The organism is Pseudarthrobacter sp. MOO14 (assembly GCF_058267675.1).
The window spans coordinates 1,651,407-1,663,944 of record NZ_CM177849.1; the positions used below are offsets into that span (position 1 = coordinate 1,651,407).

Sequence of the window (12,538 nt, forward strand, 5' to 3'; positions counted from 1 at the left end):
CGTTCCCGCCGGGCATGGCCGCAGGCAGCCCGGCCATGGGCGTCAGCCGCGCTCGATGTTGCTGAGGTCGCGCAGGATACCCAGCCGGCCGTCAGTGTGCTGGACCAGGAACTCGTGTCCGCGGTCTTCCAGTGCCAGCACCCACCCGCCGGGTTCGATGACGAAGGCAGGCGCCCCGGTCCGGGGATCAAAGGCGGTGCGGTGCTGCGCCACGGCAAACCAGAAGGCCTCGTGGGCAGGCTGTGCGTCCGCCTCGTCGTGGCGGGCAGTGGGGTCCACGGTTGCGCCGATGGGCTCTTCGGGCCGGACCTGCTGGTGCACCGCGGTGGCGGCCGGTGGCTCCCAGGCCGGCTGCGGGGCACCCGCCGCCGGAGCAGCGGCTGCGCGCGTTTCCTCCGCCGCGGGCGTCGCTGCGGGACGGACGACGTCGGCTGCCTGGGTTTCCTCCGCCGCGGGCGTCGCAGCAGGACGGACGACGTCGGCTGCCTGGGTGGGCGGCCCGGCATCCACCTCGGGGGTACGGTCCAAGACCTCCGGTGCGGTGGACACCGGAGTGGAGGATGCCGGCGCGGAAGGAGCAGGTGCCGAGCCGGAAGGAGCAGGGGCAGGCGCTGCAGCAGCCGAGGCGGGCACGGCGGCCGTGGCGGGCGGCTGCCCGCTGCCGGCAGGTTCGTGGCTGGCGCCTCCCGGCTGGATCGCGGATGACCCGGCGCCTCCGCTGCCAAAGACGCCTGCACCCTTGAGTCCGAACCCGGTCTTGGACTGGGCGGAGCCGGACTCCGGCTTTGCTGGCTTGGGGGCGCGGGGCTTCCGCACCGGCACAGCGGCTTCGCGCGCCACGATATGGGCCGGTTCATCGGCCCGGCCTTTGAAATCACCGGCGAGGTAGGGGATGAAGCGGCCGAGGACCGTGGAGGCGAACAGGACGAGGGAGCCGATCAGGCCCACCAGCAGGCTGGTGGCATAGGCGCCGGCAACCGACAGGAAGAAAAAGGCGACGGCGAAGGAGGCCACTACCGAGGCGAACTGGTCGATAGACAGCGACCCCACCCGGATTTTAGTGCCCGGCACCAGGCGGCGTGCAGCGAACAGCGCGCTGGCGATCAGCGGCAGGATGATGCCCAGCCCCAGGAAGAACAGGTTGTTGAGGTTCCACAGGTTGTAGCGGGCGCCGAACAGTGGCAGCAGGGATGCGACGAAAAGGATCAGGGTGCCGGCGAAAACTGCAAGGTCGCGTACCGTGAACGGACCGAGCACTGCCTGGTTGGCGTTCGGGTCAATCTTCCCCGCGGCCGCCTTCTGAGCTGCAGCGGTGCTGCCGGCAAGGTTTTGGTTGCCTGGTCCCCCGGCTGACCCGGAGCCGCCGGGTCCCGCTTGGGTGTGCGGGGCCGTTCGCTGGCCGAAGCTCTGCTGGTTCATTCTGCTCTCCTTAGCGTGGCGGCACCGGGCCCGTGCGGACCCGAAAACTGTGCCGTCTTGACATGCGGTCCGGCTCCGGCCCGGCACGGTCCATGCCTGGCCGGAGCGGTCCGAAGTGAAGTCACAATTCCATCTCAGCCTAGTCAACAGCCAAGCTGATCACTAGCTGGCACAGGGCCGCCGGAGTGGCCTGCACACCATTCACCGCTTAACAAATGCCGTTCGCTGGCGCATCTGTGACGGCGGGCACATTGGGTCCGCGGCAAGCATTAGGCTTGGTTGCGGAACAGCTCTTTGCGGTATGTCCGTCCCGGCTGGAGCCCAGTGCCGCGCCAACGGCGGGCCCTGCGGTGACGGCATCCCGCGGCGACGATCGATGAATGATGAGGTTCATATGTCCCAGGACACCCCCAGCTCCACGGCCACGGTTCCGTCGGATTCCGCCCCGGCCGCAGCCCAGTCCGGCCAGCAGGGTGACGCTTTCGCGAACCTGCTGCACGAGACCCGGGCCTTCCCTCCCAGCGCCGAGTTTGCAGCCGGTGCCGTCGCCACGGCAGCCGAGTACGACGATGCCAACGCGGACCGGCCGGCGTTTTGGGCGAAGAAGGCCCGGGAGCTGCTGACCTGGTCCAAGGACTTCACGCAGGCGCTGGACTGGTCTGATCCGCCGTTCGCGAAATGGTTCGTTGGCGGCGAAATCAACGCCGCGTACAACGCGTTGGACCGGCACGTGGAGGCCGGCAACGGTGACCGGGTGGCCATCCATTTCGAGGGTGAACCCGGCGACGCCCGCGCGTACACCTATGCGGAGCTGACCGAAGAGGTGAAGAAGGCGGCCAACGCTTTCGAGTCCTTGGGCGTTGCCAAGGGTGACCGGGTGGCGGTGTACCTGCCGATGATCCCGGAGGCCGTGATCACGCTGCTGGCATGTGCCCGGATCGGCGCGGTGCATTCGGTGGTGTTCGGCGGTTTCTCGGCCGAGGCGCTCCGTTCCCGGATCGACGACGCCGAGGCCAAGCTGGTGGTGACCGCTGACGGCACCTACCGGCGCGGCAAGCCCAGCCCGCTGAAGCCGGCCGTCGACGATGCCCTGGCCCACGACGGCCACACCGTGCAGAACGTGGTGGTGGTCAAGCGCAACGGCCAGGACGTGGACTGGCACGAGGGACGGGACCACTGGTGGGCGGATACGGTGGGCGCCGCGTCCGCGGAACACACCGCGGTGGGCCACGATTCCGAGCACCCGCTGTTCATCCTGTACACCTCAGGGACCACAGGGAAGCCCAAGGGGATCCTGCACACCACCGGCGGGTACCTCGCCCAGGGCGCATACACGCACAAGGCCGTGTTCGACCTGCACCCCGAAACGGACGTCTACTGGTGCACGGCCGACGTCGGCTGGATCACCGGCCACTCGTATGTTGCCTACGCCCCGCTCATCAACGGCGCCACCCAGGTCATCTACGAGGGCACCCCGGACTCCCCGCACCAGGGCCGATGGTGGGAGATCGTGGAAAAGTACAAGGTCTCCATCCTCTACACCGCCCCTACCGCCATCCGCACCTTCATGAAGTGGGGCGCCGAGATCCCGGGCAAGTACGATCTGTCCTCGATCCGCGTCCTGGGCTCGGTGGGCGAGTCGATCAACCCCGAGGCCTGGATGTGGTACCGCAAGGTGATCGGCGGGGACAAGGCGCCGATTGTGGACACTTGGTGGCAGACAGAGACCGGCGCCCAGATGATCGCTCCGCTGCCGGGTGTCACCGCCACCAAGCCCGGCTCGGCCCAGGTCCCGCTGCCCGGCATTGCCGTGGACGTGGTGGACGAGATGGGCCAGTCCGTTCCCGACGGCCACGGCGGCTTCCTGGTAATCCGCGAACCCTGGCCATCCATGCTGCGTGGCATCTGGGGGGACCCCGAGCGGTTCAAGGACACGTACTGGTCCCGGTTTGAAAACATGTACTTCGCCGGGGACGGGGCCAAGAAGGATGAGGACGGGGACATCTGGCTCCTGGGCCGGGTGGACGACGTCATGAACGTCTCCGGGCACCGGCTCTCCACCACGGAGATCGAGTCCGCCCTGGTGTCCCATCCCGCCGTGGCGGAGGCCGCCGTCGTGGGCGCCTCGGACGAGACCACCGGCCAGGCCGTCGTCGCGTTCGTCATCCTCCGCGGCGATGCCGTGAACAACGGCGATGCCACCGTCCAGGAACTGCGCAACCATGTGGGCAAGGAAATCGGCCCGATCGCCAAACCAAAGAACATCCTGGTGGTCCCCGAGCTGCCCAAGACCCGATCCGGGAAGATTATGCGGCGCCTCCTCAAGGACGTCGCGGAAGGCCGCGACCCGGGTGACGCCACCACGCTTTCCGACCCCACGATCATGCAGCAGATCGCGCAGTCGCTCAGAAAGTAACACTGGCTTAGCATCGAGCCGGGAACCATCGGACGGCCCCGTTTCCCCCGCCATCACGGGGAAGGCGGGGCCGTCCGCATTTGTGACGATTCAAAAAAATCAACGCGCAAAATGTTATTTACCGTTCTTCCATGTTCGCTTTTGCGAGGTTATAGTCAGCGTATGTGAGGTGCCTCACACGCGGCTATTTTTCAAGGGAGAGAACATGGCTTCACAGTTTGATGCGTCCGCCACCGCATTTCCGAGCAGGCGGACCATCCTCAAGACGGTCGGCGTAGGAGCGGTTGGCCTGGCCGGCATCCCGTTCCTCGCCGCCTGCACCGGCGGGAGCGCACCGTCGGCAACGGGGTCGGAATCCTCCGGCCTCACTTTCGGCTCCGGGTCCTCGGACGACGTGCCCAAGCGCGCCTACCAGGCCGTGACGGACGCTTTCACCGCCAAGACCGGCAAGACGGTCACCACCAACGTGGTTCCCCACAACGATTTCCAGAACAAGATCAACTCCTACCTGCAGGGCTCCCCCGACGATGCATTCACCTGGTTCGCCGGTTACCGGATGCAGTACTACGCGGGCAAGGGACTGCTGGCACCTATCGACGATGTCTGGCAGACCGTCGGTGCCAACTATTCGGACGCCTTGAAAAAGGCGTCCACCGGCCCTGACGGGAAGATGTACTTCGTTCCGAATTACAACTACCCGTGGGGGTTCTTCTACCGGAAGAGCCTCTGGACCGAAAAGGGCTACCAGGTACCGGCAACGTTCGATGACCTCAAGGCGCTGGCCACGAAAATGAAGGCTGACGGGTTGATTCCCATCGGCTTTGCCGACAAGGACGGCTGGCCGGCCATGGGCACGTTCGACTACATCAACATGCGGCTCAACGGGTACCAGTTCCACGTGGACCTCTGCGCCCACAAGGAGTCCTGGGACCAGAAGAAAGTCAGTGACGTCTTTGACACCTGGAAGGCACTCCTGCCGTTCCAGGACCCGGGAGCCCTGGGCCAGACCTGGCAGGACGCCGCAAAGGCCCTGGGGGAGAAGAAAACCGGGATGTACCTGCTTGGTTCCTTCGTTACCCAGCAGTTCACCGACCCCACGGTCCTGGCCGACATCGATTTCTTCGCTTTCCCCGAGATCGCCATGGAAGGCAGGGACTCTGTCGAAGCCCCCATCGACGGACTGCTGTTGTCCAAGAAGGGCGGGGACAACAAGGCAGCCCGCGACTTCCTTGCGTTCCTCGGCACACCGGAGGCGCAGAATGCGTACGCCAAGGTGGACTCGTCAAACATCGCCACCGCCAAGGGCGCGGACACTTCATCGTTCACGCCCCTGAACAAGAAATGTGCCGACACCATTGCGGGTGCGAAGAACATCAGCCAGTTCTTTGACCGCGATGCGCTGCCGGCCATGGCCAACAACGTGATGATTCCGGCCCTGCAGACGTTCATCAAGGACGGCACCATGGACGTCAAAAACCTTGAGGCCCAGGCCAAGACGCTGTACGCAGCGCAGTAGTTCCGCCCACGGAACGGCGACGGCGGCGCTTGGCGTGCGCCGTCGTCGTTCCCCCTCCTGCATCCGGACCAAGCAAGGGGAAGAATCCCATGAGCAGCACCGCACAAGAATTGATTCCGCCGGAGTCCAGGGACCCGGCCGGAGCGCCCGCGAAGCGGCGGCCCGGGCGCGGCCGGGTTCGCCGCCTGTCCAGCCGGGACAAGCTGGTCCTGGCCCTGATGGTGGGGATACCCACCCTGATTGAACTGATGCTGGTCTGGCTGCCCATGCTGATGTCCGTCGGGCTGAGCTTCACCCGCTGGAACGGCCTGGACCTGGCCGACCTCCGCCCGGCCGGCACCGACAACTACCAGTTCATCACACAGGACTACCCGCCGTTCTGGCCCGCGGTCCAGCACAACATGCTGTGGTTGCTGTTCCTGGCCCTCATCGCCACCCCGCTGGGCCTGCTGCTGGCCGTACTCCTGGACCAGAACATCCGCGGCAGCAAGATCTACCAGAGCATCTTCTTCGCCCCGGTCATGCTGTCCCTCGCCCTGATCGGCATCATCTGGCAACTGTTCTACCAGCGTGACAACGGCCTGCTGAACTTCATCCTGGGAACGGCGGGGACGCCGCAGGCTGTGGACTGGTTCGGCGATTCGTCCGTCAACATCTGGGCCGCCATGATCGCCGCAACCTGGCGCCATGCCGGCTACGTCATGCTGCTCTACCTGGCCGGCCTCAAGGGCGTGGACCCCAGCCTGAAGGAAGCGGCAGCCATCGACGGCGCCTCCGCCACGCAAACCTTCTTCCGCGTGGTCTTCCCGGCCATGCGGCCGATCAACATCGTCATCGTGGTCATCACCATCATCGAGTCCCTCCGCGCCTTCGACGTGGTGTACGTGATCAACCGCGGCACCAACGGCCTGGAAATGCTCAGCGCGCTGGTCATCCAGAACCTCGTGGGCGAAGGCCAGGTGATCGGCGTGGGCTCCGCGCTGGCCGTGGTCCTGCTGGTGATTTCCCTTGTCCCCATCGTTTTCTACCTCAGCCGCACCTTTGGCAAGGAGAACAGAGCATGAGCAATGTTGCAGCCCGGCCCCGGCCGGTTCCCGCAGATGCCGGAACCCGGTCAGGGAGCCGCCCCAAGCGGCACTACGGGACCCACATCTTCCTGACCATCATGGCCATCATGTGGCTGGTCCCGCTTGGCTGGTCCGTCTTCACCGCGCTCAGGCCGGTGGCCTCCACCAACCAGTATGGGTACTTCAGCCTGGCCGGCGCGTTCAACTTCGACAATTTCATCCAGGCCTGGACGCAGGGCGGGTTTTCCACCTACTTCTGGAATTCGGTGATCATCACGGTCCCGGCCGTACTGCTCACCCTGTTCCTCGCCTCGCTTATGGCCTTCGCCGTGAGCCGGGTCAGCTGGAAGTTCAACATCACCCTGCTGATCATGTTCACCGCAGGCAACCTCCTTCCCCCGCAGGTCCTCGCCGCGCCCCTGTTCGAGATGGCCAAGCACCTTACGGTGCCCTACTCGTTCAGCGATTCCGGGAACATGCTCAACACCTACATCATCGTGATCGCCGTGGACACGGCCTTCCAGATGGGGTTCTGCACGTTCGTGCTGTCCAACTACATGAAGGCGCTGTCCGCAGACCTGACCGAAGCGGCGCTGGTGGACGGGGCGGGCATCTGGCGGCAGTACAGGGAAATCATTCTGCCCCTGTGCCGGCCGGCGTTCGCCGCCCTGGGGACGCTGGAAGTCATCTTCATCTACAACGACTACTTCTGGCCCCTGCTCTTCATCCAAAGCGGCAACCGCCTCCCCATCACCACCGCCATCAACAACCTCCAGGGCCAGTTCCTGAACAACTACAACCTCCTGGCGGCTGGTGCGGTCATCACCGTCATCCCCACCCTGATCATCTACCTGCTCCTGCAGCGGCAGTTTGTGGCGGGGCTGACTCTTGGTTCCAGCAAGGGGTAGGCAAAGATGGAACGTGAACGGGACACCGCTCCCTTAGCCGCCCGAAAGGAACTCCATGCTTCCCGCAGCACGTCACCAGGCCATCGTGGACGCCGTCCAGCGGGAGCGGGTGGTCCGTGTGTCAGACCTCGCCCACCAACTGGGTGTCTCGCTCATGACGGTCCGGCGGGACATCGAGCTGCTGGAGGAGGGCGGCCGGGTGGAGCGGATCCACGGCGGTGCCAAGCTCCCCGGCGGTGCAACCACCCATGAGCCCGGCTTTGAACTGAAGTCGACCCAGCTGCCGGCCGAGAAGCGCGCCATTGCGGCCGAGGCCGCGCGGATGGTGCATGAGGGCATGGCGGTGGGCCTCAGCGCCGGCACCACCACCTGGGCGCTGGCCCAGGAACTGGCCAAGGGGCCACGGATCACGGTGGTGACCAACTCCGTGCGCATTGCGGACCTGTTCCACCACGGGGCCGCTTCCGGGGCTGCCCGCTACGGTTCAACCGTGATCCTGATCGGGGGCGAGCGCACGCCGTCGGACGCCCTGGTGGGGCCGATTGCCACCGCGGCACTGAAACAGCTGCATCTGGACTTGCTGTTTTTGGGCGTGCACGGCATGGATCCGGAAGCAGGATTCACCACTCCCAACCTCCTGGAGGCGGAGACCGACCGGGCCTTCGTGGCGGCGTCCCGGAAGCTGGTGGTGGTGGCGGACCACACCAAGTGGGGTACGCAGGGCATGAGCACCATCGCCGCGCTGGAGGAAGCGGACGAGGTCATCAGTGATGCCGGCCTCAGCGCGGACGCCCGCCGGATCCTGCAGGAGAGCGTCAGCCGGCTGCGGATCGCTGCGCCGGCCTAGCTCCTACGGGCAGCCGCAGGACTGGCGGATGCGCAGCGTAGTGGGGAAGATCCGGTGCCGCGGTTTCCCGCCGCGGCCGGCTTCCAGCAGCGCCCCGACGGCGGCTTCGGCCATGGCCACCACCGGCTGCTCCACGGTGGTCAGCGGCGGCCAGGAGTATTCCGAGTCCGCCGATCCGTCAAAGGACGCGATGGCGATGTCGCCCGGAACCGAGAGGCCCGCCTCGTGGATGGCGCGGAGGAGTCCGATGCCCTGCATGTCGGACGTGGCAAAGATGGCGGTGGGCCGGTTCACCGATGCCAGCAGCCGCTGCCCGGCGGTATACCCGCCCGGCCTGGTGAAGGCGCTGTAGGCGATGGGGCCTTCCGGCAGGCCTGCCTTCTGGAGCGCCTCGCGCCAGCCCAGTTCGCGGCCGTCGGTGGAGCCGGAGACGTTGGTGCCCATCGCCAGCCCGATATTGGTGTGCCCATGGCCGATAAGGTGTTCCACCGCGATCCTGGCTCCTGTTGCCAGATCCACGCCGACGCTGTTGAACCCGGGCGCATCGCGCTCCTGGTTCAACAGCACCGCCGGGATGTCCGCGGTCTCCAGGACTTCAAGGTCCGGTTCGAAGAGGACGCTGGCGAGCAGCACCCCGTCCACCTGCCGGGCGGCGAGGTTGCGGACGTTCCGCCGCTCCTTGGCCAGGTTCCCGTCCGAGTTGCTCAGGACCAGGGCATAGCCAAGGGCGGCGGCCGCGTCCTCCACCGCGTGGGAGAACAACGAGAAGAAGGGGTTGGCGATATCCGGGACAATGAGCCCCAGCGTCTCGCTGGACCCCAGCTTGAGCGCCCTGGCAGCGGCATTGGGCCGGTAGCCGAGGACGCGGATGGCGTCCTGGACTTTGGCTTCGGTGGCGGGGGCCACCTTCTTGGGACCTCCGTTGACCACGTAGCTGACGACGGCGGTGCTGACGCCCGCGAACCGGGCAACATCCTTGCGCGTCACCGGCCCGCGCGGGGACGGCACAGCCGAAGTGGTCATGGAGTACATGCTAGCTACCAGGTGGCGGGCGCGTCGCCGAAGTCACGGATGGGCAGCCGCGCGCCGTTTTGCCGTGCCGATTCGTGGGCCACGATCCCGGGAAGCGTGAACCGGGCGGCAACCCAGGCATTAACGGGCGGCAGCGAGCGGTTGTTCACCGCGGTGACGAAGTCGTCCACCAGGAAATGGTGGCTGCCCTCATGCCCGTTGGGTGCGCCGTGGAACTCCGCGGGCAGCCGTGCTGCGTCGTGCACCGGGGCGAGTCCCGACACGAAGGCGTCCCGGAGTTCGGGGGCGACGTTGGCCAGCGACGGATCGTCCAGCGGAATGCTGGGCCGGGTTTCCATCTGTTCGGAGATGTCGTGGACGTCTTGTTTGTCCTGCCACACGGTGACCTTGGCGAGCTGTTCGAAGCTGGCCTCGGTGCCGAAGAACCGGAACCTGGATTCGCGGATGTGGGAGGGGTAGCCCACCCGGCGCATTTCGTTGGTGCGCATGGCGCCGCCGTCGTTCAGTTCGAAGAGCGCGGTGGCGTTGGAAAGGTCGTTGCCGAACATGCTGACGTCCTTGTCGAAGACGCCGTCGTTCCGCTGGTCCCTGACCCCGACGCAGCTGACGCTGACGGCATGTGCCGGAAGGGCCCCGAGTACGCCGCCGATCGCGTGCGTGGGGTAGAGCATGGGCGGGTAGCTGGCGGTTTCTTTCCACCGCTCGCCGCCGCTGTACTGGTAGGCGTCGTAGAACCCCAGGTCCATGTCGTGGACGTAGTCGCCCTCGGAGTAGAAGACCCTGCCGAATTTGCCGGCAGCGTTCTGCTCGCGGGCATAGACAGTGGCGGGGTTGTAGTAGCTGGTTTCACCCATCATGTAGACGTTTCCGGTTTCCCGGACGGCGTCGATGATGCGGGCGATTTCCGCTTCCGAGACTGCCATGGGAACGGCTGAGTAGACGTGCTTGCCGGCGCGGAGCGCCCGTTCCACCAGGGGGCCGTGGGTCCAGCGCTGGGTGAAGATGGCAACGGCGTCGACGTCGGAGGCCAGCACGGCGTCGAAGTCCGCTTCCTGCCCCGCCAGGTTGTACCGTTCGACGGCCTCGGCCGCACGTTCCGGGCGCTCATCTGCCACGTAGACGGCGTGGACACCGGGGTGCAGGTTGAACAGGTGCGCGAACTGGGAGCCGAACTGGCCCGCGCCCACGATGCCGATCGAGAACGTCATTGTCATGCCTTTCATCAGGGAGGTACCTGAGTCTTACATCACTTTCTACTCGAGTCAATATCCGTAAATCGGACAAAACTCCATGAAGTTAGGCGGAAATTAACCTCTTGCCACCCCTATATCTACTCGTGTAGATTGTCTCGCAGCCTGTTACTTCCATCACAATCAGGAAAGGGTCGATGATGACCACCCTTACCAGGAACGCCAGCCCGGCAGAGCACACAGTGCACCGGCCGCTGAAGCGCCGGGGACAAAGTGACCTGAAGATCGCGCTGTTCTTCATCGCTCCCGCCATGATCGGATTTCTCGTCTTTTACCTGGTGCCGACGCTTCGCGGCATCTACCTCAGCTTCACCGAATACAGCATCCTCGGGGACCCCACGTGGATCGGCACCGCCAACTACCAGGCAATCGCCAAAGATCCCCTGTTCTGGAACGCCCTGGCGGTCACCTCGCAGTACGTCCTGATCAACATCGTCTTGCAGACCGCACTGGCCCTGGGACTGGCCCTGCTGATGCACCGGGTGGCCAAGTCAACCTGGATCCGCGGCGCACTCCTGCTGCCGTACCTGATGGCCAACGTGATCGCCGCCCTCCTGTGGTTCTGGCTCCTGGACTACCAGATCGGCATCGTCAACTACCTCATCGAATTCATCGGCCTGCCCAAAGTGGCGTTTTTCGGCAGCGAGGAATGGGCCATCCCCACCCAGGCGCTCATCAACACATGGCGGCACATGGGCTACACAGCGCTGCTGCTCTTCGCCGGCCTGCAGTCCATCCCCCACCATGTCTACGAGGTGGCCAACCTGGATGGCGCCTCCCCGTGGCAGACGTTCCGCAAAATCACGGTGCCGCTGCTGCGTCCCGTCCTGGTCCTGGTCCTGATCGTCACCGTCATCGGCTCCTTCCAGGTCTTCGACACCGTGGCCGTGACCACCATGGGCGGCCCGGTCAACGCCAGCCGGGTGCTGCAGTTCTACATCTACCAAAAGGCCTTCACGGAATCGGACTTCGGATACGGCTCCGCCCTGGCAGTCATCCTCTTCGTCATCCTCGCCCTGGTGGCCTTCATCCAGATGAAGTTCCTCAAGGGCAACGAATCAGACCTGGACTAAGGACACTTCCATGACCACCGCAAAAGTTTCCGCCCCTACCCGGCCCGCCGCCCGCCGTCGTCCGTTCAACTGGCGCCGCGCCGCCGCCTGGGCCCTCGTTGCCCTCGCAGTCGCCGTCTCAATCCTCCCGTTCTACTGGATCCTGCGGACGGCGCTGTCCACCAACGGATCCCTTGCCGGCAACGCCACCAACCTGCTCCCGGCCGACTTCAACCTGGGCGCCTTCAAACGGGTCTTCGGCCTGCAATCGCCCGAGGAAGCTGTCGCCGAAGGCGGATCCGGCGCCCAGATCGACTTCTGGAGCTACCTCCGCAACTCCGTGCTCTTCGCCTCCATCACTACTACCGGGGCCGTGTTCTTCAGCGCCATGGCCGCCTACGCGTTCGCCCGGCTGCGGTGGCGGGGACGGAACCTGGTGTTCAGCCTCTTCCTGGCCACCATGATGGTGCCGCCCATCTTCACTGCACTGCCCAACTTCCTGCTCATCAAGAACCTGGGCCTGCTCAACACCCTGGCGGGCCTGGTACTCCCCTACATCTTCATGACCCCGTTCGCCATCTTCTTCCTGCGGCAGTTCTTCCTGAACATGTCCCGCGAGGTGGAGGAAGCGGCCATGCTCGACGGCGCCAAGCACCTTCGGATCTTCTTCCAGATCATCCTGCCCAACGCCGCAGCCCCCATCGCCACGCTTGCCCTGCTCACCTTCATCGGCCAGTGGAACGAGTACTTCTGGCCGCTGCTGGTGGGCCAGGACGAATCCGTCCGCGTCCTCACGGTGGGCCTGGGCGTCTTCAAATCCCAGTCGCCGCAGGGCGCGCCGGACTGGTCCGGGCTGATGGCCGCCACCCTTGTCTCCGCCCTGCCGGTCCTGATCCTGTTCGCTGCGTTCGGCAAGAAAATCGTCAACTCCATCGGCTTCTCCGGCATCAAGTAAGTCCCCTTCCCGCGTAACCCACCCGTCCCATCCCCGGCGCCGGGCCATGGCGGCCTGCCCGGAAGCACTGTGAAAG

General features: G+C 65.4%; 10 protein-coding genes. 7 read left to right on the forward strand and 3 right to left on the reverse strand.

Annotated elements, in window-relative coordinates; all coding sequences use genetic code 11:
- Positions 1-42 precede the first annotated feature (42 nt).
- Positions 43-1,419, reverse strand: coding sequence for a hypothetical protein (locus AC4EEV_RS07800; protein ID WP_491330583.1), 1,377 nt, complete (start codon positions 1,417-1,419; stop codon positions 43-45).
- A 394-nt stretch (positions 1,420-1,813) separates the two neighbouring features.
- On the opposite strand from AC4EEV_RS07800, the gene acs reads away from it, so the two are divergent.
- The 5 genes from acs (at position 1,814) to AC4EEV_RS07825 (ending at position 8,173) form a co-directional block, all read left to right on the forward strand.
- On the forward strand, positions 1,814-3,835 hold the full coding sequence (gene acs, locus AC4EEV_RS07805) for an acetate--CoA ligase (protein WP_491330584.1): 2,022 nt from the start codon (positions 1,814-1,816) through the stop codon (positions 3,833-3,835).
- A 205-nt stretch (positions 3,836-4,040) separates the two neighbouring features.
- Positions 4,041-5,351: an ABC transporter substrate-binding protein gene (locus tag AC4EEV_RS07810; protein ID WP_133830623.1), complete on the forward strand. Its 1,311-nt coding sequence runs from the start codon at positions 4,041-4,043 to the stop codon at positions 5,349-5,351.
- Between the two features lie 89 nt (positions 5,352-5,440).
- Positions 5,441-6,415 carry a carbohydrate ABC transporter permease gene (locus AC4EEV_RS07815; protein ID WP_491330585.1) on the forward strand — a complete coding sequence of 325 codons (975 nt, stop codon included), beginning with the start codon at positions 5,441-5,443 and terminating at the stop codon, positions 6,413-6,415.
- Positions 6,412-7,326, forward strand: a complete 915-nt coding sequence (locus AC4EEV_RS07820; RefSeq protein WP_109045156.1) for a carbohydrate ABC transporter permease — start codon at positions 6,412-6,414, stop codon at positions 7,324-7,326. The genes AC4EEV_RS07815 and AC4EEV_RS07820 overlap by 4 nt, the downstream gene beginning before the upstream one ends.
- A gap of 55 nt (positions 7,327-7,381) precedes the next feature.
- Positions 7,382-8,173, forward strand: a complete 792-nt coding sequence (locus tag AC4EEV_RS07825) for a DeoR/GlpR family DNA-binding transcription regulator (protein WP_018761849.1) — start codon at positions 7,382-7,384, stop codon at positions 8,171-8,173.
- Positions 8,174-8,176: 3 nt separating this feature from the next.
- On the opposite strand, the gene AC4EEV_RS07830 is transcribed toward AC4EEV_RS07825, so the two are convergent.
- Positions 8,177-9,205, reverse strand: a complete 1,029-nt coding sequence (locus AC4EEV_RS07830) for a LacI family DNA-binding transcriptional regulator (RefSeq protein WP_491330586.1) — start codon at positions 9,203-9,205, stop codon at positions 8,177-8,179.
- A gap of 5 nt (positions 9,206-9,210) precedes the next feature.
- Positions 9,211-10,413 (reverse strand): Gfo/Idh/MocA family protein, encoded by a 1,203-nt coding sequence (locus tag AC4EEV_RS07835; protein ID WP_491330861.1) that lies wholly within the window; start codon positions 10,411-10,413, stop codon positions 9,211-9,213.
- A gap of 182 nt (positions 10,414-10,595) precedes the next feature.
- On the opposite strand from AC4EEV_RS07835, the gene AC4EEV_RS07840 reads away from it, so the two are divergent.
- Both AC4EEV_RS07840 and AC4EEV_RS07845 read left to right on the forward strand, forming a co-directional pair.
- Positions 10,596-11,528, forward strand: coding sequence for a carbohydrate ABC transporter permease (locus tag AC4EEV_RS07840; protein ID WP_491330862.1), 933 nt, complete (start codon positions 10,596-10,598; stop codon positions 11,526-11,528).
- Between the two features lie 10 nt (positions 11,529-11,538).
- On the forward strand, positions 11,539-12,462 hold the full coding sequence (locus tag AC4EEV_RS07845; RefSeq protein ID WP_109045154.1) for a carbohydrate ABC transporter permease: 924 nt from the start codon (positions 11,539-11,541) through the stop codon (positions 12,460-12,462).
- Positions 12,463-12,538: the final 76 nt, after the last annotated feature.